Source organism: Micromonospora sp. C31 (assembly GCF_018070575.1).
Taxonomy (GTDB): domain Bacteria; phylum Actinomycetota; class Actinomycetes; order Mycobacteriales; family Micromonosporaceae; genus Micromonospora.
Map to the genome: position 1 here is coordinate 29093 of NZ_JAGPXN010000025.1, position 21111 is coordinate 50203.

Sequence of the window (21111 nt, forward strand, 5' to 3'; positions counted from 1 at the left end):
AACGGGGTCGCATGGGGTTGTTCCTGCCTGCCGAGGGGTGGGGCCACGGCACTCGACCCGACGTCGTCGGCGGATCGAGCACCGTGGGCTCACCGGCTCACGGCCGCCGGGTTGTGCGCGCGGCGCTGGCCGGTCGGCTCAGGCGACGCGACCGCTGGTGAGTTCGAGGACCTGGTCGACGATTTCCGCCGGCACGGCGTTGAGGACCCGGCTGATCGTGCGCTCGGAAATGCCGGTAATTTCCTTCAGCGCGGTCTGGGTGGCGTTCCGGTTTTCCGCTCGGGCGGCCAGGATCAGCGCCACCGTTTCCGGTCGGACCTTGTCCACCTCGGGCAGGTTGGCCGGCAACTGAGCCGGAACCGACGCCAGAGATTTCCGGGCGACGGGCCGCGCGATTTCCGGCTGCCGTCCCCCGCTGGTTTCCGCCTTCTCCTGCGCCCTGGCGAGGGCGCGACGGGTGCGCTCCAGCTCGTTGGCCACCATGTCGCGGGCGTCCTTGATCGCCTGGCTCTCCTGCTCGGCGAGGGCCCGCGCGGTGGCCTGCGCCTCGGCGAAGCGCTGCGCCTGGTCGAGCTGCGCCCGCAGCGCCCGCACCGTCTCGTCCAGCTCGGCGACCCGGTCCTGGGCGGCCTGGCTGGTGTAGCGGGCCTCCGCCAGGGCCTGCTGGTAGTCACGTTCGGCCTGCTCAGCGGCCTCGGTGAGCACCCGGACCTGTTCGGTGGTGGCCTGCTCGGTCAGGGCCCGGGCGGTAGCGGCGCGGTCCGCGGTGTCGCGGGCCTCGGCCAGCCGACCCTCGGCCATCCGCGCCGCCTCGATCGCGGTGGCGGCCCGCTGCTCGGCGACCCGGGCGGCCTCACGAGCCTCAGCGGCGGCTTGGACGTGCTCGGCGATTTCCGCCTCCGTGACGGCCTCGATTTCCGCCCGCGTTTCCGCCTCCGAGCGCGCCCGCGTTTCAGCATCGGCAGCGCGGGTTTCCGCCTCGACCCGGGCGGCGGTTTCCGCCTCGGCCCGCGCCGTTTCCGCCCGCGCCTTCGCCTCCGCTTCCGCCTGCGCCTGGCGCGCGGCGGCCGTTTCCGCCTGCGCCGCCCGGACCTCTTCCGCCCGTCGCGCCGCCTCTTCCTCGGCCGCGATCTCCTTTCCGGTGCGACCGGTGAGGATCTTGACGCGGACGACCACGATCGGCGCGATGCACGCGACCGCCACCACCAGACCCCACGGCGTCTCTTCGCCCTCGGTAATGAAGACCGGCAGGAGGTGCACCGCGACCTGGCAGAAGATCATCAGCAGCATGCCGACGACCATGTCCTTCCACCGGCGACGGTGGAACGCGGTGATCACGTACACGTCGAGCATCACCGGGAACATCCAGGCGATCCACTTCGAGAAGTGAGCCAGGACCGCCAGGTCGAACTCGCCCTTGGCCGTGAGGATCACTGCGGCGGCCATGGCGATCCACGGCCCCACCGTCGACGCGTCGCGCAGCTTCTCCTTCATCGGGCTGCCCCCATCGTTGGCACGCAGTCCAGGCACTCCCCGCGAGAGCGCGGGATGTAGTAGGGCTGTACGACCTGACAGGTCGGGCAGGTGCGTCGGGCCCGCAGCGCGCAGCCGATCGCGGCCCGCTGCGCTGGCGTGGCCGTGCGCTTCGGCCGGGCCAGGTCCACCCGGTACAGGTAGGCCGTCCGCACACCGCCGACGCCGCGCCACAGCACCTGCGCGGCCACCTCCTGGCCACCCGGCCGAAGCCCTCGCGCCCGCAACTGCCGGCGAGTGGCGTAGCCGGCCGGCGCACCCTTCCACCAGTAGGTGGGGATGCCGTAGCGGGTGCCCTCCGGGTCGTAGAACGCGGCACGGATCCGGCTCACCGCGACACCTCCCACTCGTAGGAGGCCGTCACGGCCAGGTGCCCGGCCAGCGTGAGCAGCGTCGACGTGGCCGCCGAGATGGTCAGCCGGCCGAGGTCGTCGACGTCGGGCGGCGCCTGCTCGAACATCGCCGCGCGGGCCACCTTGATGCCCGCGACGATGTCGCTCAGCGGCAGCCCTGCCGGCCCGAACTGCTTGAACCAGGCGTCGAGAATCTGCACCGCCGTCGCGTAGCCCGCGCACACGCCCTTGGCCCAGGCGTGCCCGGCCGGGTCGCTGTGCTCGGTGCGGTCCGCCTCCCGCAGAGCCGTCTCGCCCCGCGCGGCCCAATCGGCGCGCACCTGCTCCGGCGAGAGCACCTCACGGCCGTTGAGGATCAGGCGGCCGGTGTACGACACCACCGTGCCGCGCCGGTCGCTGCTGATGTTCGACCGGCCGGTCGCGCGGATGCTGACACCCGCCAGCGTCGGGATACGCAGCGTCGGCATCAGCTCTCACCACCGACTGCGCGGCGGGCCCGGACCTGCGCGAGCAGCTCCCGACCGAGGGGGTTGAGGTCGGCCTCGTCGACGTCCACGGCCAGGGCGTGACGGCGCTCGTCGAGCCACCGCCCCAGCCGGCCGCCACCAACCACCGCGCCGACCAGGCCGACCGCGACAGCCGGGGAGTAGAGCAGGACCTGCGGCACCTGCTCGGCGTGCTCGGCCAGCAGCCGGCCCGAGAGCACCGCGATCGGGACTCCCGCGACCGCCGCACCGGCAGCGACCTTCGGCGTCCGCGCCGACGTCGGCTGGCCCGCGAGCCGACGAGACTCACGCTCGTCATCGACCACGCGGCGCAGCTCGTCGGCGAACCAGCCCGGCAGCGCCGCCACCGTGGCGGCCCGGTGCTCCAGCTCGGCGTCCGACAACTTCGGCAGACCCGCGCGATATCCGGCCAACGTGGCCGCCAGATCGATACGAGCAGCGCTGGAGGGAGAGCTGATGGTCATGCCGCCACCCCCAGCGCGTTCGTCAGGGCGGTCATCTCGCGCAGCCGCAGCAGCGGGCGCTGCTCCACCTCCGGCAGCTCGGTAAGCACGTTGTGCTCGACCAGGCCGTCACCGCCGCGCAGCTTGGCCTCGTACGCGGCGGCGTCCGCCGCCGCCATAGCCCGGTCCCGGTCCTCACCGGCCGTGGCGTGGACCGCGCCAACGCTGGCCGTCACCGACACGGAGACGTCCTCGGCGACGTCGATCGGCGCAGCTAGGGCCTGGATGACCTCCGCGCCAAGGATCTGCGCCATCGGCGCAGGCGACGGACATGCCAACACGAACTCGTCGCCACCGATGCGGGCCACGACCGCACCGTCGAGGCCGTCGAGGGGCTCGCGTAGCCGGCGGGCGATTTCCACCAGCAGGCGGTCGCCGGCGGCGTGGCCCCAGGTGTCGTTGACCGGCTTGAACTTGTCCAGGTCGACCAGGACTAGGTCGTAGGGCTCGCCGTCCAGCTCGTCGAGCGCCTGGGACAGGCCGGCGCGGTTCGCCAGGCCGGTCAGCGGGTCCGTGGTCGCCTCCCGGCGGGCCTGCACCAGCCGGGACCGCTGCGACCGCGCCACCTGCGCGGCCCACACGTGCCCGGCCAGCGACAACGCACCCAGGGCGGGCAGCAGCACCTTCAGCGCCTTCACCGGGCCACCTCCGACCCGGTCGCCGCCGCCCACGCCTGCACGACATTCCGCGGAATCCGACCGCGCTCACGCACGGTGTAGCCGTTGGCCTTGGCCCACTGACGGATCGCGGCGCGCTGCGCGGCGGCCTCCGCTCCGGTGCCCATCTTCTGTCGCAGCTCGGCGAGCTCGGCGGTGAGCTTGGCTTCCTTCTCGGCCAGCTCGCGACGGCGCATCTCGGCGGCCTGTTCGGCCTCCAGCCGGCCGGTCAACTCCTCCACCAGGCCGCCGATCTTCTCGGCGAGCTGACGGGTCCGCGCGGCCTCACTGCCCTTCGCCAGGGTCAGCAGTTGCTCCAACGTCCGGGGCGGCCGGCAGGCCGGCGCCTGCTCAGCGCGGTCGGCCGAGACCGGGGCGGCGCTGGGACCGGTCATGACCCGGATGCCCATCGGCAACTGCTGAGCCGGGACGGTCCGCGTGCCCTGAGCGGCGCGCAGCAGCGCCGCCTGGTCGGTGCCGTTGGTCGGCGTGATCGTCGGGGCGCTCATGCCGGCATCACCACCCCAACCGAGAGCAGGCCACGCAGCGCCCGCAGGGCCTTGTACTGGATGGTCTTGAGCGCCTCGGGGGTCTTGCCCATCACCAGGGCGATCTCGTCGATCGACAGCTCTCGCAGGTAGCGCAGCACGATGTACTGCCGCTGCGGCGCGCTGAGCTGGTTGACGCCCGCGATCAGCTCGGCGTTGACCAGCCGGTCCATCGCCGTCTTCGCCGGGTCGGCCATCGGGCTGCCCTCGGCCCGGTCGCGGATCTCCGCCACCGGCACCTCGACGCTCTGCCAGGGCGACTCGCCCGTCAGGTTCCGGGCGATCGTCGTGAGCCAGGCGGTGACGTCGCCGTCCGGGCGGAGCGCGCCGAGGTTGCGTAGCGCCCGCACGAACGTCTCCGAGGTCAGGTCCTCGGCCGCCTGGCGGTCACGCACCCGGTCCGACACGAACCGGAACACCTCGTCGACGTACCGGTCGTAGATCAGACCGAACGCCTCCGCGTCACCGGACTGAGCCCGCGCCACCAGCGCAGACATCTCGTTGGACATCGATTCGGGGCGAGGCTGTTCCGGACGTATCCGGGCAGCACGTACCCTCATAGCTGGCATCTCGTCCTCCTAGGGGTGGGTGCCATCCGGGCTCGGTGGGGCGCAATCCCGCCGAGCCCTCTTGTTCTATGCAGGCGCATCCCAAGGTCTAGAACGTCGTCATTGACCAGACAATGCGCGTGGTGTTGATGGTGCTACTCGGCACCAAAGGACGTCAAGGGGTAGCGGCAACATTGACTAGACATTGTTCGGGCGCATGAGCGAGACTCGGAACGTGGACAACTTCAGGGCCACCCCGTTGCCGGCCTACCAGCGGATCGCTGCGGCGCTCCGCGACAGAATCACGTCGGGAGAGCTCGCTGGAGGCGAGCGGCTCCCGACGGAGCAGGAGCTGACCGAGGAGTGGGGCGTAGCTCGGCAGACCGTCCGCAACGGCATCGCCGTCCTGGTCTCGGAAGGGCTCGTGGTGGCAAGGCGCCCGCTCGGGCACTTCGTACGTCAGCGCGAGAACATGCTGTACCGACCCCAGGGCGAGTCACGAGACCAGCCGGCAAGCCCGGAGATGGACCGCTTCTGCCAACAGATCACCGAAGAAGGGCGGAAGCCGAGTCAGACGATCGATGTCTCCCTCATCCACGCGCCACCGGACATCGCTCAGCGCCTACAGGTCGACCCGGGCACGGTGGTGGTGGCTCGCCGGCGGGTGCGCTACATCAACGGCGAGCCAGTCAACATCAACGACTCACACTTCCCGTTTCACCTCGTCAAAGACTCCGAGATCATGTCGCCCGCTGACGTCGCCAGGGGCACCAACCAGGCCCTTGCCGACCTGGGTTACCCGCAAGATCGCGCAATCGATGAGATCTTCACGCGGATGCCTACCCCTGAGCAGATCCGCCGCCTGGGCTTGGGACCGGGCACACCAGTGGCGGTCCACTACGTGACTGGCTACATCGCCGACGGCACACCCGTGCGGTGCACGGTCAACGTGCTGCCGAGCGATCAACATGTCATCGTGTTCGAGCGCAAGTTCGAGCGGACCTGGAGCTGAGCCAACCTTGACCCTGACCATTCGGCCCGCTGAGGACGATCACGAGTTCGAGATCGCAATGGCCCTGCTCATGCAGCGAATCCAGTGGCTACGCGAACGCGGGTCGGACCAGTGGGTCACGTGGGAACGGTGGCGAACGAAGCTAGGTCCCTCACTCGCAGCTGGCGACATCTGGATCTTGTGGGACGGTGACGAGGCCATCGGCACGATCACCGTAGAGATGACCGGCGACTCGGATTTCTGGACTCCCGACGAGCTGGCCGAGCCAGCCGTCTACGTCTCGAAGCTGGCAGTGCGACTCGATCGCGCTGGCCAGGAACTCGGCACCCTGTTGCTGGCCTGGGCCAGCGACTACGCGTGGCGGCACGGCTGTCGCTATGTCCGCCTGGACGCCTGGAAGACCAACGAGAGGCTGCACGCCTACTACCTCTCGCGCGGATGGACGTACCTGCGCACGTCGGCTGACCCCCGTCGGCGGTCCGGGGCTCTGTTTCAGCGCTCAGCAGGCCCAATGAGCCAGCAGCCGATCGAACTGCGAACGGCTACTTCGCGGCACGGGTGAGCGCCGGCCGGGCGCGGGGCCGGCTCTCGTCCGTCCGCGCCCGGGGATCGTGGCGTCCAGGTGCTCACCGTTCTGGTACGGCGGGCCTCAGCTCTCGATGCCGGCGGAGCCGAACAGGTCGAGCTGCTCGCCGGGGTCGGTTGGCCGGCACGCTGCCCATACGGCGTCTCCGGCCTGGCCGCAGGCGTCGAGGACGTCGTTCCAGCCGATTCCCCGGAATCCGCCCGGGTGGTCGCGCCAGGCGACGACGGCCTGCTGGCAGCGGCGGATCAGGTCATCGGTGACTCGGCCGCTGTCGAGCACGTTGCCCAGGTCTGTCCAGGTCAGTCGCAGCGGCTGGTGGAGGTTCCCGTCGGTGATCTCGATGCGGGCCTTGGTGAGCCGGAGCATCCGGCCGGCGGGCAGTGACATCCCGAGGTAGTCAGGGGCAAGCTGTCGGGCGTCTCGGGTGCGCCAGTAGGTCAGCGGGTGGATGGCGTGACTGCGGGCGAGGGCTCCAACGGCCCAGGCCAGCAGCGGGCGGTGGGTGGTCGGGGTGGCGGTGGCGAGGATGGTGCGGGCGTCGGTCCGGTGACTGTTGGTCATGGTGGTTTCCCCGTCGTTGCTGGTCGGGCTGCGTCCCCGTGCCCGGGCCGGTGGCGGCCCGGGCACGGGTGCGGTCAGCCGAGGTCCTGGTCGACGTCGACGACGTCGGGCAGGCGGGTCCAGCCGGTGGGGGTCCAGATCTGCCAGTGCTGGCCGGGGCCGGCGGGGGAGTCGCGGTGCAGGGCGCGGGCTACCGCGCGGTGCCAGGTGGGGTCGGTGGTCAGCGGTGCGTTGGCGGTGGCGTAGGTGGTCGGGTACGGGGCCCCGGTGGGCTGGCCGTCGCCGTCGCGGATGTGCTGCATGAGCCGGACCGGGGTGCGGGAGGCGGCCAGCCGCTCAGCGACGGTTGCCGCGGTGATGTGCTCGCGGACCAGCTCGGCCAGCACGTCGGCGACGGTGGCGGGCTCGCCGGTGAACAGCCGGCACTGCTGGGCGTACTCGTCGAGTTCCCTGCCTCCGAGGGAGTTCGTCTGGTAGGTGGTGCTGCGGTGCGGGTGGTGCGGGTGGGTGGTAATCCAGCCGACGAAGCGGGCACCGAGGTACAGCCGGTGCTGCTCCGCACGGCCGGGGCCGGGCTGGGTGGGGCCGTCGACGCGGAGCTGGGTGTGCGGCACGGTCAGTCCGGTGTGCGGCAGGGTCACCGGCTCGCTGGTCGCCGCGATCACCGTGGCGTTGATCCAGGCCACGCGGACCGGGTTGGAGCGCGTGCAGGTGCGGCAGTCGATCGGCGCGGTGACAGCGGCACCGACCGTGATGGTGTCGCCTCGGGTGCTGGCCCCGCACGAGCCGGCGACGTAGCGGGGCTCGCCGGCCGGGCCCTTGATGCTGCTCAGGTTGCCGAGGTGGACGACGCGGCCTCGGCCGATGCGGACCGGCGCGAGCTGGGCGGGCCGGGTGTTGGTGCTGGTCATGGTCTCGATCCCTTCGATGCGCTGACGTGGGGTTGGGGGAGCCGGGCCGGCCCACCGAGGGCCGGCCCGGCTGGGTGTCAGCAGTCGTCGGGGTCGTTGCCGTCGTGCTGGTCGGCCGCGCCGTACAGCGAGACCGCGATCTCGGTGAGCTGGGCGAAGAGGCCGTGGCGGTAGACCACCTGGTTGCGGATCGCCTCGGCCTTCGGCGGCCACTGGCCGACCAGGTAGTCGGCCAGCGCCTGCCGGGCCTCGTCGGCGAGGGCCTGCGCCTGGTCGTTGCCGGCCAGGTCGACGGCGGCGGCGAAGATCGCGCCGGCGATGTCGTAGCCGACCCCGGCCGGGTGGTTGCGCACCCGCAGGTTGGCGGCCCGCAGGATGACCGCCGGGCTGAACGTGCCGGTCTCGAACGGGCACAGCGGGTGGCACGGGTCTCCGGCGCTGACGCCGTAGGCGTTGGCACCGCAGCCGACGCACTGGTCGTTGTGGTCGATCTCCCGGGCCGGGGTCGTCGTACGCTGGTTCATGGAACTCCCTTTCGCAGAGGGGTTGTTCTTCCTGGTCCGGCCGGGTGGTGGCTCACCTGGCCGGACCGTTCCTTGCCTCTCTATCGTACAGGAAAAGGTACAGGAAAAGCTCCCTCGGAGGGTCTTTTTCTGTACCTTTTTGCCGTACGCTGTGGGGCATGAGCAGCGAATCTGAGACGCGCCGGCCCGAGGTGTCGGCGGGGATGGCGGCGGCCCGGGACCGGGGTGTGCGGCTGGGTCGACCGCCGGCGCCGGTGCCACCCTCGGCCGCCCGGGCGGCGGAACTACGCGGTGAAGGGCTGTCGCTGGCGGCCATCGCCGAGAGGCTGAACGCCGAGCAGGTGCCGACCCCGTCGGGCAAGGGCAAGTGGGCCAAGAGCAGCGTCAAGTACGTACTTGACCGGCACGACGCGGCGTAGGCCGTGGTGGGCGGGGTTGCGGGCTTGCACGCGCGCGGTGCCGGGGGTGGGGTGGGATCTCCTCGTGTCGGCCGATCTCCGATCGACCGGGCCGGCTCCGGGACGGCCAGGCTCGGCATAGCCGACCGCGAAGCGGCTTGGCCTGGTCGTCCCGGAGCCGGTCTGGTAGCCCTCTGGGCGGCCGGCGCGAGGGGATCCCACCCTGGGTGACCACTCACCCACCTGGCGCCGGCGGTCGCCCCCGGGAATCTCCGAGAGAGGCCCCGCCGGAGGCGTCGATATTGGAGAGCGCGACCACGGCGGCCCGGCGGCGGGTCCGCGCCTCCTGGCTGGCTCGCTACCCCTGCCGGTGATTCCGCGGCATCGTCCTCTGGGGCGGCGCCAGCGGTGACGCGACCCCGGCCTGCGTGACGGCGGTGCCGGGGTGGCGGCGAGCCTGCCAACGCGTCAAACCGCTCGCTGCCTGCAGCACAGGCAGCTACGCGGGACCACGCCGACCGCCAAGCCAAGCCCGCCCGGTAGGGCCTGTCCGCTTGCAGGCGCTCTTGCTCGCCGCTGTAAAGGGCGTCTCAGTCTTTGGAGGCCGGCACCGCAGGGGGCCGGCCTCCATCGGATCAGCGGATCGAGCGCTGTAGGGCAGCCTGAGCCGTTAGCGCGACGGCTACGGGCGTTACTACCTCGGGATAGAACCAGACAGCGATCCCTAGCAGTGCTGCGACCACAGCCGATCCACACCAGCTCACCAGACTGCGGCTAAAGCGAATTTCGAGCGTAATGTCCTGATTTTTCTCGCACACCTGGTCCGACGGCAATCGCTGAGACACGGCAGACTTCTTTCCGGGTGCTTCCTTGACAAAGACGAGCACCCCCTCGAAGGAACGCATTATCGAGGAAATCGGTGGGCGCTCGGCCTTAGCCCCCGAGCGCCCACCTCCCACGCAAAGCGCGGACCTCTTGCTGTAGCGTGCCCAGCGCTTCGCCGAGCCGTCGGACCTGCTGTGCGTCGCCGTATCGCGGGAAAAGGTGAGGGCATTTCGCGCACCGGGCGTTGTCGTTGATTCTCGCTGATTACAACCGGGATACCGAGTTTCATGGCATCGCCCGTCACAGTCCGTCACGCCGGCCCCGTTGAGAAGTCGGTCCAGGTCAGTGAAGCCGGGTGGGCCGCCGGTCATCGTCTTGAGCAGCCCCAGCGCGGTACGGGTGACCGCCGTGCCGGTGGCGTCATCGTCCTCCCCTGGGGCGATGCCGGCGGTGACGCCACCCCGGCCGGCGTCGCGGCGGCGCCGGTGTGGCCGCGACCCTGCCGACGTGTCGATCTCACTCGACATCTTGGTTACGGTGATGATCAAGCGATCACATGGGGGAGCGATGGCTGACGACGCCGCTGTACCGATGGCCGCGGACGCGGAGGGCCTACCCGACACGGTCGCCGCCGGGCTGCAATCGCAGATCGATGACCTGACGGCCACACTGGAGCACCATCAACGCCTGTTCGAGTCGTTGCGGGCGCGCGGGCTGCTGCCCACCGATCCCGACAACGGGCGGCCGTGATGACGGCGCCGGACCAGCCGGCGGCCGGGCCGGCGCGGGAGGTCGCCGAGCGGGTTGCGGCCTCGGTCGACCGGACCGCCGCGCTGCGCGGGCGTGCCGGGTCGCTGGCCGCTCAGGTCGCCGGCCCGCCTCGCCTGTCGGCGGTCCCGGACGCGCGGCGGCAACGTCTGCTGGCCGTGCAGCGCGTGGCGGCCGAGTTCTACCGTGCGCAGCTCGACCAGCCCGACGGTGCGTCGCCGGCGCGGTGGCTGGCCGCCCAGGGTGTTCCGGTCGACGGGCGGTGGGCGGTCGGGTACGCGCCGGACCGGCCCGCTGCGCTGGTCAACGAACTGCGGCGGCAGGGCTTCACCGATTTGGAGATCCGGGCGTCCGGCCTGGCCGCGACCGGGCGCAGCGGGCAACTGGTCGACCGGTTCCGCAACCGGGTGATGATCGGCATCCGCGAGCACCGCGATCCGGAGCGGCCGGTGGTCGGCTTCGCCGGCTACGCCCCGCCCGGTGTGCCGGACGTGGCGCCGGTGCTGCACAGCCCGGCCACGGCGGTGTTCCGCCCGGCTGAGGTGGTGTTCGGGCTCGCTGAGCAGCCTGAACGGGTCGGCCGGTCGGTGGTGGCGCGCACTGCGTTGGAGGCCATCGTCTTGGCCGAGCGCGGCGACGGGGCGCCGCTGGCGGTGGCCGCGTGCGGGCCGGCCTTGACCGGGCCGCAGGTCGCGGCGCTCACCGCGCAGGCGGATCCGGCGGCCGGCGTCGTGGTGGTCGTCGACGAGGACGGCAGCGTCGACGGGCGCAGGTCCGCGGCGCGGGCTTTCCACGTGCTCGACCCGGCGGTGACCCGGCACCCGCAGAGGCCTGGGCCGGTGCTGGCCGCCGCTGTAGATGGCGAGGACACGTGGCCGCTGGTGGAGGTGGTGGTCACCGCCCGGGTCGACTGGGCCGTTCGGACCTTCACCACGGCGGCGGGCCGGGAGGTCGCCGCCCAGTCGATCCGCGCAATGCTGCACGGGCAACCGGACGAGATCGCCGAGCCGTTGGCCGCGTACGCCGCCGGCCGCCTCGGTGTCCCGGTCGACCCGACGCCGGCCGCACCCAGGCCGGCCGTGACTCCGCAGACGGCGGTGCCGGCGCCGGTGCCGGCGGTTCTCGATGGTGCGGCGACCACCACGGGGCCGCCGGGCGGCCCTGACCCCGACCAGCCGACCGCAGCAGCGCCAGAGACGGAGACAACAGAGGATGAACCGGTACGGGGCGCAAGCCCAGAGGCACTGGCAGACGTACCTTCCGAACCGGTACGCGGCGTTGATAGCCGAGGGGACGGACCTGAACAGCTTCTTCTCGACTTTGGGGGACCAGGCGCTCGCCCAGATCGAGGACCTGACGAGGCAACTGGCCGGCCCGGACCCGACGGGCGAGGGCTACCTGGACAAGCTGGGCCGGCTCAACGAGGCCCGGATGGCGGCCGAGGAACAGGTGCTGCCGGAGCTGATCCTGATCGACCCGGAGACCAACGAGACCAGCCCGCCGGGAACGCAGAGCCCGCCGCCGCGGACGGATCAGGACGACTGGATTCCGATGGTGGAGGACCCGACCGATCCGCGCTGGCAGGAGATCGCGGAGCAGGAAGCCGCGATGAACGCCGACAGCGAACCCCCCGCGCGCAGCTAGCCCCCGAATCACCGGCCCCCGAATCACCGGCCGCCGAACGATCGGCCGCCGAACCGGTCGCGCCGGTTGAGCTGGCCGAGCCGGGACCACCGCCGCAGGCGCAACCGCCAGCTACGGCGCCCGATCCGGGCCGTCCGGCGTCGTTCATCCCGAGGGGCCAGGAGGATCTGGCCCCTCGGGGTGAGGTGGCCCGGCTCAACGCGAACCTGGCGGCGCTACGCACCCTGCGCCTGCTCCAGGCCGAGGACCGGACAGCCACCGCCGAGGAACAGGCGGTATTGGCCCGATGGTCGGGGTGGGGTGCGGTGCCCGGGGTGTTCGAGGCCCGCGCCGACCACCGCGACCACGCGCGGTTCGCGGCGGCCCGCGAGCAACTGCGGCAGTTGCTCGACGAGCGAGAGTACGCGGCGGCCGAACGCAACACCCTGAACGCGCACTACACCGACGCGGCGTACGTCCGCGCCATCTGGGACGCGGTCACCGGCCTCGGGTTCGAGGGCGGAGACGTGCTGGAACCCGGCTGCGGATCGGGCACGTTCCTCGGCCTGGCACCCGACGGCGCCCGACTGACCGGGGTGGAGGTGGAGCCAATCACGGCCAGGATCGCTGCCGCGCTCTACCCGCACGCCACCATCCGCACCGAGTCGTTCGCGGCCACCCGCGCGCCGGCCGGCACGTTCGACCTGACGATCGGCAACGTGCCGTTCGGGAACTTCGCGTTGGCCGACCGGCGACACAACCCGGGCAAGCACTCGATCCACAACCACTTCCTGATCAAGAGCTTGCACCTGACCCGGCCCGGCGGCTTGGTCGTGGCGCTGACCTCCCGCTACACGATGGACGCCGCGAACCCGGCCGCCCGACGGGAGATGGCGGCCCTGGCGGATCTGGTGGCCGCCGTGCGGCTGCCGACCGACGCCCACGAGCACGCCGCCGGCACCAAGGTCGTCACCGACCTGCTCATCCTTCGGCGCCGTGCGCCCGGCCAGGAGCAGGCGGGCATGGCCTGGGAGCAGACCCAAGAGATCGACGTGCCCGGCGGCGACACCATCCACGTCAACGAGTTCTTCGCCGCCCGGCCCGACCGGATCCTCGGTGAGCTCTCCGTCGGCCGGGGCGCCTACACCGCGCACGACCTGATCGTCACCGGCAGCGGCGACACCGCCGCAGACCTGGCCCGGGTCCTGGCCGACGTGGTCGACGAGGCCCGCCTCGCCGGGTTGACCCTCACCCCGCGCGTCGAAGCCGGCCCGGCAGAGCCGGCCGCGGTTCTGGCCGCCGTCGGCCGCGAAGAGGGCCACATCGAGGCCCTCGACGACGGCACCTTCACCACCGTGCAGAACGGCCAAGTCGTCGAGCACAAGGTGCCCGCCACCCAGGCCGACGAGCTGCGCGCACTGCTGCTGCTGCGCGACACCGTGACCGAGCTGCTGCAAGCGGAATCGTCGTCACTCGACGACGGCGACGAACACCCCGACGGCCCACCGGCCGGCTCAGCGGCGTTCCTGCGGATCCGCCTGAACACCCTCTACGACGCCTACGTCGAGCAGTACGGCTTCCTGAACCGCTACGACACCTACACCCGCCGGCAACGCAACAAGACCACCGGTGAGCTGGAGACGATCCTCGATGAGGAGACCGGCCAGCCGAAGCTCTACCGCAACTACCCCCAGCTCGGCGGATTCCGCGGCATCGACCCGTACGCCGCCACGGTGTTCGCGTTAGAGAACTTCAACGACGACACCCGCACCGCCACCAAGGCGGACATCTTCAACAAGCGGGTCATCCTGCCCCGAGCACCCCGCCTGGGCGCCGACAGCCCCGAAGACGCGCTGGCCATCTGCCTCGACGACCACGGCGCGGTGCTCCTGCCGCAGATCGCCCGGCTGCTCGGCGTCAACGAGCCCGAGGCCCGCGAAGCCCTCGGTGAGCTGGTCTACGACGATCCCGGCACCGGTGGCTTGGTCGAAGCCGCCGCGTACCTGTCCGACAACGTGCGCGCCAAGCTCGATCAGGCGCTCGTCGCCGTCGAGGACGACCCGAGGTTCGAGGTCAACGTCCGTGCCCTGCAACGGGTCCTGCCCCGCGACGTCGGCCCCGGCGAGATCATGGTCTCCTTCGGCGCCCCGTTCATCGACTACACCGAGGTGCAGGCGTTCCTCCAGGAGATCCTGCGCGATCCGCGGCTGAGGGTGACGCACCCCGGCGGATCAGACTGGCAGGTCAAGGGCAGCCGGACCGGTGTGCTCGCCTGCTCGACCTGGGGCACCCCCGGCATGTCCGCGCCCGAGCTGGCGCAGCGCCTCTTGACCAAGACCCCGATCCGCGTCTTCTACGAGGTCGAGAAGGGCAAGCGGGCGCTCGATGTGGAGGCGAGCGCCGCCGCGCAGGCCAAGGCTGTCGAGCTGGAGGAACGGTTCGAAGCCTGGGTGTGGGAGGAACCGGAGCGGGCCGCCCGCATCGCGGCCACCTACAACCGGATGTTCAACGCCCACGTGCCCCGCTCCTACGTCGGGGCGCGGCGCAGCCTGCCCGGCATCTCGGTGGAGTTCAAGCCCCGCCCGCACCAGATCGAGGCGGTCACCCGGATCGTCAACGAACCCGGGGTAGGCCTGTTCCACTGCGTCGGCGCCGGCAAGACCGCCGTGATGGCGATCGGCGCGATGGAACTCAAGCGCCTCGGGCTGGTCAACAAGCCCGCCATCGTCGTGCCCACGCACCTGCTAGAACAGTTCTCCCGGGAGTTCCTCCAGATCTACCCGCAGGCCCGGGTCCTGGCCGCCGGGCAGGACGACACCAGCGCCGCCCGCCGGCAACGCTTCGTGGCCCGCTGCGCCACCGGCAACTGGGACACCGTCATCATGGCCGCCAGTTTCTTCGAGACGCTGCGGCTGTCCGACGCCGAGCAGCGCCGCTTCCTCGACGGTGAGCTGAAGGACCTCCGCAACAAGATCGAACGGGCACACGCGCAGGCCGTCGCCAACGGCGAAGACCCCGACCGCAACGCCGCCGTCAAACGACTGCAAGGCTCCCTGATCCGCAAAGAGGAGAAGATCAAGGAGAAGTTCGACAAGCCGACCGACCCCGGCGTGACGTTCGACCAGACCGGCGTCGACTTCGTCTTCCGCGACGAGTGGCACGACCTGAAGAACGACACGATCACCTCCAGCATCGTCGACGCCAGCAACGACGGCTCCGACCGGGCGATCGACTTCCGGGCCAAGCTCGACTTCCTGCGCCGCCGCTACGGCCAGCGTGTGGTGTGCGGGGCCACCGCCACCCCGATCGCCAACAGCGTCCGGGAGCTGTACGTCGTCACCCGGCATCTGCGTCCGGACCTGCTCGAAGCCACCGGCACCATGGACTTCGACACCTGGGCGTCGGTGTTCGGCAAGGTCGTCACGTCGGTGGAGATCTCACCCACCGGCAGCGGCTTCCAGACCAAGTCTCGGCTGGCGAAGTACACCAACGCCGCCGAGCTGTCGCTGATGCTGCGCACCTTCGGCGACATCCGCACCCCCGAAGACCTGCAACTACCCACCCCGCTGCTGAGCGTCAACGCCGACGGGCACCGGGCCCCGCACGTCATCAGCATCGACCCGGCGCCCGAGCTAGTCGACTTCATCGCCTCCCTCGACGACCGCGTCGAGTGGTGCCGCAACAACCCCCGCGACCGGGACATCGACAACATCCTGAAGATCTCCGGCGAGGCGCGGGCCGCGTCGCTGGACCTGCGGCTGCTCGGCGCGGCCCAGGACACCCCGGGAAAGATCGACGTGGCGGCCCGCAACATCGCCGAGATCTGGCAGGCGCACCGCGAGACCCGCTACCTGGTCGACCCGGACGCCGAAAACCCGGTCGAGCATCCGACGCCGGGCGCGCTGCAGATCGTGTTCTGCGACCTGGGCACCCCGAAACCGAAGGACCCGCAACGGTGGACGGCGTACGAGGCGCTACGCGACCGGCTGGTCGACCTGGGGATGCCCCGCGAAGCCGTCAGGTTCATCCACGAGGCCAACAACGACAAGGAGAAGGCCAACCTGTTCGCCGCCTGCCGCAACGGCGACGTGTCCGTGCTCATCGGCTCGACCGGCCGGATGGGCACCGGCACCAACATCCAGAACCGGGCCGTCGCCCTGCACCACCTCGACTGCCCGTGGCGCCCGGCCGACATCACCCAGCGAGACGGCCGGATCATGCGGCAGGGCAACCAGAACGCCGAGGTCAGCATCTACCGGTACGTCGTCACCGGCTCCTTCGACGCCTTCTCCTGGCAGACCGTCGCCCGCAAGGGCGGCTTCATCGACCAGATGATGCGCGGCACCGTGGCCCGAGAGATCGAGGACGTCTCCGACGAGACCCTTCAGGCCCACCAGATCAAGGCGATCGCCACCGGCAACCCGCTGCTCATCGAGAAGGAAGAGCTGGGCATGGAGCTGGCCCGGCTGGAACGGGCCAACCGATCCCACCACAACACCCACGCCGCCCTGGAGAAGCAGATCCGGGAGCTGCACCAGTGGATCACCGTCGACGAGCGGCGCATCGAGGCCCTGGACCAGACGATCGCCCAGCGCCAGGACATCCGCGGTGAGAAGTTCCGGATGACCGTCGCCGGCCACCACCTCGACAAGCGTCCCGACGCTGGCCGCGCACTGCAACACGCCATCACCGCCGCGTCCGCCGGCCTCGGCGCCACCGAACAACGCGACCAGGTGCCGCTGGCCAAGCTGGGCGGCTTCGCCGTCACCGCCACCATCTGGAACGGCCGCGACGGAGTCCTGGTCTCCCTCACCGTCAACGGCGACTCCGGCATGAGCACCAAACTGTCGCTGACCGACGCCACCACCGGCGACGCCACCGGCCTCATCCGCCGCCTCGAACACCACCTCGCCGCCCTGGAGTCCCGACGCGGCCAGCTCGTCGCCAACATCGCCAGCCAACGGGAAGAGATCGAGCGGGCCCGCACCCAACTCGGTCAGCCCTTCGCCCGCCACAACGAACTCGTCGACACCCGGCGCCGGATGCGGGCCGTCTCCGCCGCCGTCGACGCGATCGCCGACCTCGACTCCGTACCGGTCAACACCGCCAGCGCACCCGCCGTACCTGTCACCCTCGACGACGCCTGGATGCCCGAGCAGGTACGCGACAGCCTCACCGACGACGAACGCGCCTGGCTGGCCATCCGAGTCCACCGCGTAGCCAACGCCGGCACGCTACAAAGCGCCGCCCGCGCCCAGGACGACGTCGCCGCGTTCGCCAGCACCTTCGACAAGGCCCTCACCGCCATGCTCGGCGACCCGAACGAGCCCAATCTGTCCGTGGCGATCTTCCTCAAGTGCGACAACCCCGACTGGCGAGCGAGCATGTTCAACGCCGCCCGCCAGGCCGTCCACGACACCATCCGTGCCACGCCGACACCAGAAGCCGGCACAACCCCGGCCAGCACCAGCGCTGACCGGCCCGGCCCCGACCCGGCCGGGACGCCGAGGGTCGTGCTCACCGACGACGAGATCCGCGCCCGGGTACCGGTGCTCGCGGCGGCACTCACCCGCGACGAACGGATCTGGCTCAACCAGGCCACCACCCGCCTCTGCACACACCCCGACCTCAACGCCGCCGCCCAGGCCGACGACCCGGACCGCTTCGCCCAGACCTTCGTCCCCGCCATCACCGCCCAGCTCGCCGACGCCCCCGCCCGGCTTGCCAAGCTGGCCGCCGACGGTGACCGCCTGGTCGACGACCTACGCACCGTCATCCAGCACTACGTCTACGCCAAAACCCGAACCGAACCCGAGCCACCGACCGAACCCACACCCGCCCGCGACGCCACGACAGCCGCCGCGGTGGCGGCCATCGCGTTCCCGTCCGCCACCACCGCCGCGTCGATGCCGGCGTCGACACTGTCCCCAGCGCCGGCAGCTCGCGGGACCGCGCCGGCCGTCAAGTCTGAGCCCGCCCGGTAGGCGCCGTGGCAGAAGAATGGCGGGATGACCGACCCCTTCGCTACGCCCATGGAACCGGGACCTGAAGGCATTGATGTGTTCGATGGGATCACCAACGGCGCCACCGTGCTGTCCGTCGAGCGGCATCCGATCTACGGAACGATCTGCCGGTGCCGCGGATGGATGGCTCATTACCCGTGGACGGCTCGCCGCCGTGACAGCATCGCGGTGATCCGCGGCGACACGTGGAGCTCGCCCGTCATCGGGCATGCCCGGGTAGCCCAGTTGCGTCGTAACCGGGCGGAAGTGAAGCAGGTGCCGGTCGGGTTCGGCAGCGGCGACGCGGGTGAACCAGAGTTCGAGTTGGTGCTAGACCGGCCGGTCCCGATGGAGGTCGGGGACGTCATTAGTTTCGACGCTCCGCATGTCGAGAACGACGTCGACCAGCCCTGACCGGGCAGCTCTGCGGAATCAGGCGGGTCAACGCAGCCCCATCCGCCCGGGTAGAGGCAAGCCATCCTCCCGGACGGATGGGCCTGCCGGCAGCTTCGCCCGTCGGAAGGGCTGGCAGGAGAGAGGGCAGGCCCCGGGAAGGTGCTGCCGCGCCGCTTCCGGTCCTCGCGCCGTGGCCGGCGCTGCGGGCCGGGTCGGCTTGCCACCGATCTGGCCCCCTGGCGGCGGACTATCTCAAGCCTCACGCTCACGGCTCGCCAGGATCGTGGCCAGGGTGTCGGCCTGCTTGGGCGATAGAACGAATTCCGTGTACTCGCAGTCCTCGGGGGCCGCGCCCACGCGGCCAACGCTGAGGCTCATGGACACGCTGCCGTCCGGATCACAGGTCAGGTCGAGAATGCCGTGAACGACCGCGGGGATGCCGTCGATGGTCGACGCCGGCCAGGTGTTCTCGAAGATCAGCGGGTCCGATGCCATTACCCAACGGTAGGGCACCGCGATGACCGGCAGCGCTGGCAATTCACCGGTTTTCCTGCGGCTGGTCGATGTGCCCTGGCCGTGTCCGTACTGGTCGATCACACGGCTGCGGCCCTTCACCGCAGAGTGAGAGGCCACGTCATGGTCACCGGTCCACGGGCCTACCGGCTGGGCGAGTCAAGGCCTGCCTCCACGGCTTTCACCGCAGGCACCTGCCCTGCTGCGTCGCTGCCGGTCTTCGTCCCCGCCACAGCATCTCGGGTCGAGACGGGGTACGCCCGAGCGGCCGTCGCTGCCGCTTCACTTGGACCTGTCCGTCTACGACGCGCCGCTGCTTCTCGACGACAGCGGGCCGCTGAGCGATGGCCGGGCGCAGACGGCGCGGTTTGGGGCGTCAGGCCCGGGTCGCTCCCTGGTCGAGTTCGTCCCTCCGGTAGTACGTCGGGGAGTTCCGGCAGAGCTTGCACGCGGGAACCAGCGGCTGCCCGGCACGCCCGGGCGGCCTCTCGCCGCAGCACGGGGACAGGTTCTCCGCCTCGGGTGCCTCGCTCTGGGCGGCGACCGCTCCGGCTCGGCGTTCGCAGGCTCGTTCGTTCGCCCGGTCGCGGCGTGGGGCGCTTCCGCCCTCGGCCAGCTCCAGGGTCCCGCCCCGCTCGGCGACAACCTCCATGTGGGAGGTCGCGGGGATCCAGGTAACTCGGTCACGGTGCCGGTACGGCAACCACGACCCGTGCAGGATGCCCTCCAGCAGGTGGTCCAGGTGCGGGCGCGGGCCGCACGGGAACACCGCGGTGGTGGCGGCCTTCTCGCGGCTGTAGCTGCGGGGGTTGAAGGTCGGGTAGAGGTGCAGGCGCCCGCACGGCACGGCCTTGCGGGTGACCGGGCAGCGGTTCGTGCCGGTCCAGAGGTCCGCCCACCCGCATCGCTGCTCCTCGAACGTGATGGCGCCCGCGCCGATCTCAAGCCGGGGCTCGGTCAAGTACAGGCGATAGTTGCTGAGAGCGGGCACGGACAGGTGCGGCACCGGGTGAAGGAACGCGATGTTGTCGGCGCTGCGGTCGGTGGTCCACACCACTCGGTCGCCCGCCTTGTGGAGAGCCTTCTGCCGGGCCCGGATGTCACCCGGGGCGACCTTGGAGTGCTGGACCTCGCCGGCCACGGTCAGGACGGGGCCGACGGCCACGACGTCGGGTCGACGGCGGGCGCGCGGTCGCCACACTTCGAGTTTGACGTCGCCGCCGACGGACCGCCACGTGCGGGCCTTGCGCTCCTTGAGCGCCTTGTGAGTGTCGGTCTCGGGCTCGTGCTCCGGGTGCGGTGAGCGACCGTCTTCGTGCCGGAACACCGGGCCGTACTGCCCCTCCACCAGCGTCATCCAGACCGGCGACCGACCGAGCCCGTTCTGGGCTCGGTGGCGCATGCAGAGCAGGCAGAGCAGCTTCTGGCCGCGGATGCCGTGGGGTCGATCGTTCGCCAGGCGCTCGCGGAGAGCGGGCTGGTCGGGCTGACCCCAGTCCGGAAGGCGGGGCTGCAACTCGACTGCGGCCGGCACGTAGTACACCCCGTCGTTCATGGCGAGCGGGTCGAGTTGCTCCCAGACTGGTTGGGTCACTGGTCCCCCCGGTGGCGGTCCTCGTGCTCGGCCGGAATCGGCCGAGCTGCATCCGCGCTCTGCGAGGGTATCGACCGACGCCGACACTGGCGGCCAAATGAGTAAATCTCGCAAGCAACCCCGTCCCGGCTCGCCCGGCGCGGCGTCGGCGCGCTCGCGTAGCCTGCACGACCGTAGCGCGACGCGGCGGGGGGGGCGGATGATGGACATCGACTGGTCGACGTGGGGACCGACAGGAGTCGCGGCCGTGGCTGCCGGGATTGCGGTCTGGCAGGCCGTCAGCGCGGGGCGCCAGGCCAAGAGCGCCCAGGAGCAAGCGGCCAGTGCGAAGGAGTCGGCCGCCACGGCGGAGCGGCAGGCGCGGGCCGCCGAGGAGCAACTGGCGCTCGCGCGTCAGCAGTATCAGAGCGAGCAGAGGGCGCGAGACGAGGCCGAAGGCCCTCGGTTCCAGGTCGACCAGGGCGTGGACCAGGTCAGCGGTGAGCGCTTCGCGGAGATCCCGATCAAGCTGCTCGCGGGGGACGCACCTGGACACCGTCATCATCAGCGCGGCCGGACAGCCGGACGTGCGCGGCTTCGTCCCGCATGTCGGCGGCCACGAGGCCAACGCCAGGCCGTCGATCACGCTCACCAACCTCGCACCTGGAGCCACGCACACCGTGGTTCTGGAGCTGGAGTGGAACGCGTCGTCGCCGGTTAACGTGCGCTTGGACTTCGAGTGTCACGAGGGGGCGGGCGGCACTCGCACCTG

The 21111-nt window shown here is 71.0% G+C and carries 20 protein-coding genes and 1 pseudogene; 8 read left to right on the forward strand and 13 right to left on the reverse strand.

All coding sequences use genetic code 11. From position 1 onward, the window contains the following. Positions 1 to 138 precede the first annotated feature (138 nt). Genes KBX06_RS25125 through KBX06_RS25155 form a run of 7 tightly spaced genes read right to left on the reverse strand, consistent with a single transcriptional unit; the run spans position 139 to position 4608 of the window. A complete protein-coding gene (locus KBX06_RS25125) occupies positions 139 to 1494 on the reverse strand; it encodes a hypothetical protein (RefSeq protein WP_247686643.1) in 1356 nt (451 codons plus the stop codon). Continuing rightward, entirely contained in the window at positions 1491 to 1865 is a 375-nt protein-coding gene (locus tag KBX06_RS25130; RefSeq protein WP_210839296.1) for an RRQRL motif-containing zinc-binding protein, read from the reverse strand. The genes KBX06_RS25125 and KBX06_RS25130 overlap by 4 nt, the downstream gene beginning before the upstream one ends. After that, positions 1862 to 2353, reverse strand: a complete 492-nt coding sequence (locus KBX06_RS25135) for a hypothetical protein (RefSeq protein WP_210839298.1) — start codon at positions 2351 to 2353, stop codon at positions 1862 to 1864. The genes KBX06_RS25130 and KBX06_RS25135 overlap by 4 nt, the downstream gene beginning before the upstream one ends. Continuing rightward, complete coding sequence (locus KBX06_RS25140) at positions 2353 to 2856, reverse strand: hypothetical protein (protein ID WP_210839299.1); 504 nt, start codon at positions 2854 to 2856, stop codon at positions 2353 to 2355. Before KBX06_RS25140 ends, KBX06_RS25135 begins: the two co-directional genes overlap by 1 nt. Continuing rightward, a complete protein-coding gene (locus KBX06_RS25145; RefSeq protein ID WP_210839300.1) occupies positions 2853 to 3533 on the reverse strand; it encodes a GGDEF domain-containing protein in 681 nt (226 codons plus the stop codon). Before KBX06_RS25145 ends, KBX06_RS25140 begins: the two co-directional genes overlap by 4 nt. Continuing rightward, on the reverse strand, positions 3530 to 4060 hold the full coding sequence (locus KBX06_RS25150; protein ID WP_210839301.1) for a histone-like nucleoid-structuring protein Lsr2: 531 nt from the start codon (positions 4058 to 4060) through the stop codon (positions 3530 to 3532). The genes KBX06_RS25145 and KBX06_RS25150 overlap by 4 nt, the downstream gene beginning before the upstream one ends. Further along, positions 4057 to 4608 (reverse strand): RNA polymerase sigma factor, encoded by a 552-nt coding sequence (locus KBX06_RS25155; RefSeq protein WP_247686644.1) that lies wholly within the window; start codon positions 4606 to 4608, stop codon positions 4057 to 4059. Before KBX06_RS25155 ends, KBX06_RS25150 begins: the two co-directional genes overlap by 4 nt. A 274-nt stretch (positions 4609 to 4882) precedes the next feature. Between KBX06_RS25155 and KBX06_RS25160 the strand changes: the two genes are divergently transcribed. Together KBX06_RS25160 and KBX06_RS25165 are read left to right on the forward strand one after the other, a co-directional pair. Then, positions 4883 to 5659, forward strand: a complete 777-nt coding sequence (locus KBX06_RS25160) for a GntR family transcriptional regulator (protein ID WP_307854744.1) — start codon at positions 4883 to 4885, stop codon at positions 5657 to 5659. Between the two features lie 7 nt (positions 5660 to 5666). Continuing rightward, positions 5667 to 6221: a GNAT family N-acetyltransferase gene (locus tag KBX06_RS25165; RefSeq protein WP_210839303.1), complete on the forward strand. Its 555-nt coding sequence runs from the start codon at positions 5667 to 5669 to the stop codon at positions 6219 to 6221. A gap of 87 nt (positions 6222 to 6308) precedes the next feature. Here the strand turns inward: KBX06_RS25165 and KBX06_RS25170 are convergent, their stop codons facing one another. The 3 genes from KBX06_RS25170 to KBX06_RS25180 form a co-directional block, all read right to left on the reverse strand. Beyond that, positions 6309 to 6806, reverse strand: coding sequence for a hypothetical protein (locus tag KBX06_RS25170; RefSeq protein ID WP_210839304.1), 498 nt, complete (start codon positions 6804 to 6806; stop codon positions 6309 to 6311). A 74-nt stretch (positions 6807 to 6880) separates the two neighbouring features. Next, the gene (locus KBX06_RS28120) at positions 6881 to 7717 is read right to left on the reverse strand and encodes a hypothetical protein (protein WP_247686646.1); all 837 of its coding nucleotides are present in this window, start codon (positions 7715 to 7717) and stop codon (positions 6881 to 6883) included. Between the two features lie 77 nt (positions 7718 to 7794). Further along, positions 7795 to 8241 (reverse strand): hypothetical protein, encoded by a 447-nt coding sequence (locus tag KBX06_RS25180; RefSeq protein WP_210839306.1) that lies wholly within the window; start codon positions 8239 to 8241, stop codon positions 7795 to 7797. A gap of 158 nt (positions 8242 to 8399) precedes the next feature. On the opposite strand from KBX06_RS25180, the gene KBX06_RS25185 reads away from it, so the two are divergent. Next, positions 8400 to 8660, forward strand: coding sequence for a recombinase family protein (locus tag KBX06_RS25185; protein WP_210839308.1), 261 nt, complete (start codon positions 8400 to 8402; stop codon positions 8658 to 8660). Between the two features lie 614 nt (positions 8661 to 9274). Here the strand turns inward: KBX06_RS25185 and KBX06_RS25190 are convergent. Further along, positions 9275 to 9991 carry a hypothetical protein gene (locus KBX06_RS25190; protein ID WP_210839311.1) on the reverse strand — a complete coding sequence of 239 codons (717 nt, stop codon included), beginning with the start codon at positions 9989 to 9991 and terminating at the stop codon, positions 9275 to 9277. Here KBX06_RS25190 and KBX06_RS25195 point away from each other — a divergent pair. From KBX06_RS25195 to KBX06_RS25215, 5 genes and pseudogenes are all read left to right on the forward strand, one after another. After that, the gene (locus KBX06_RS25195; protein WP_210839371.1) at positions 9972 to 10214 is read left to right on the forward strand and encodes a hypothetical protein; all 243 of its coding nucleotides are present in this window, start codon (positions 9972 to 9974) and stop codon (positions 10212 to 10214) included. The two genes, KBX06_RS25190 and KBX06_RS25195, sit on opposite strands and share 20 nt — an antisense overlap. After that, positions 10214 to 10735: pseudogene (locus KBX06_RS28790) on the forward strand (hypothetical protein); the annotation flags it as partial. The gene KBX06_RS25195 and the pseudogene KBX06_RS28790, both read left to right, overlap by 1 nt. Before the next feature lie 622 nt (positions 10736 to 11357). Then, entirely contained in the window at positions 11358 to 11876 is a 519-nt protein-coding gene (locus tag KBX06_RS25205; RefSeq protein ID WP_374225676.1) for a TnpV protein, read from the forward strand. 185 nt (positions 11877 to 12061) lie between these two features. Continuing rightward, positions 12062 to 17839: a DEAD/DEAH box helicase family protein gene (locus KBX06_RS25210; protein WP_210839358.1), complete on the forward strand. Its 5778-nt coding sequence runs from the start codon at positions 12062 to 12064 to the stop codon at positions 17837 to 17839. A gap of 24 nt (positions 17840 to 17863) precedes the next feature. Then, on the forward strand, positions 17864 to 18271 hold the full coding sequence (locus KBX06_RS25215; protein WP_210839313.1) for a hypothetical protein: 408 nt from the start codon (positions 17864 to 17866) through the stop codon (positions 18269 to 18271). A gap of 234 nt (positions 18272 to 18505) precedes the next feature. On the opposite strand, the gene KBX06_RS25220 is transcribed toward KBX06_RS25215, so the two are convergent. Both KBX06_RS25220 and KBX06_RS25225 read right to left on the reverse strand, forming a co-directional pair. Further along, complete coding sequence (locus KBX06_RS25220) at positions 18506 to 18850, reverse strand: hypothetical protein (protein WP_210839315.1); 345 nt, start codon at positions 18848 to 18850, stop codon at positions 18506 to 18508. Between the two features lie 292 nt (positions 18851 to 19142). Beyond that, entirely contained in the window at positions 19143 to 20360 is a 1218-nt protein-coding gene (locus tag KBX06_RS25225) for a competence protein CoiA family protein (protein WP_210839317.1), read from the reverse strand. Positions 20361 to 21111 lie beyond the last annotated feature (751 nt).

What these genes read in the sequence shown, in the direction of transcription:
- KBX06_RS25150 (WP_210839301.1), bottom strand. Translation starts at nt 4,060, where the DNA reads ATGAGCGCCCCGACGATCACGCCGACCAACGGCACCGACCAGGCGGCG.
- KBX06_RS25135 (WP_210839298.1), bottom strand. Translation starts at nt 2,353, where the DNA reads ATGCCGACGCTGCGTATCCCGACGCTGGCGGGTGTCAGCATCCGCGCG.
- KBX06_RS25215 (WP_210839313.1), top strand. Translation starts at nt 17,864, where the DNA reads ATGACCGACCCCTTCGCTACGCCCATGGAACCGGGACCTGAAGGCATT.
- KBX06_RS25205 (WP_374225676.1), top strand. Translation starts at nt 11,358, where the DNA reads ATGGTGCGGCGACCACCACGGGGCCGCCGGGCGGCCCTGACCCCGACC.
- KBX06_RS25155 (WP_247686644.1), bottom strand. Translation starts at nt 4,608, where the DNA reads ATGTCCAACGAGATGTCTGCGCTGGTGGCGCGGGCTCAGTCCGGTGAC.
- KBX06_RS25170 (WP_210839304.1), bottom strand. Translation starts at nt 6,806, where the DNA reads ATGACCAACAGTCACCGGACCGACGCCCGCACCATCCTCGCCACCGCC.
- KBX06_RS28120 (WP_247686646.1), bottom strand. Translation starts at nt 7,717, where the DNA reads ATGACCAGCACCAACACCCGGCCCGCCCAGCTCGCGCCGGTCCGCATC.
- KBX06_RS25125 (WP_247686643.1), bottom strand. Translation starts at nt 1,494, where the DNA reads ATGAAGGAGAAGCTGCGCGACGCGTCGACGGTGGGGCCGTGGATCGCC.
- KBX06_RS25185 (WP_210839308.1), top strand. Translation starts at nt 8,400, where the DNA reads ATGAGCAGCGAATCTGAGACGCGCCGGCCCGAGGTGTCGGCGGGGATG.
- KBX06_RS25190 (WP_210839311.1), bottom strand. Translation starts at nt 9,991, where the DNA reads ATGTCGAGTGAGATCGACACGTCGGCAGGGTCGCGGCCACACCGGCGC.
- KBX06_RS25140 (WP_210839299.1), bottom strand. Translation starts at nt 2,856, where the DNA reads ATGACCATCAGCTCTCCCTCCAGCGCTGCTCGTATCGATCTGGCGGCC.
- KBX06_RS25180 (WP_210839306.1), bottom strand. Translation starts at nt 8,241, where the DNA reads ATGAACCAGCGTACGACGACCCCGGCCCGGGAGATCGACCACAACGAC.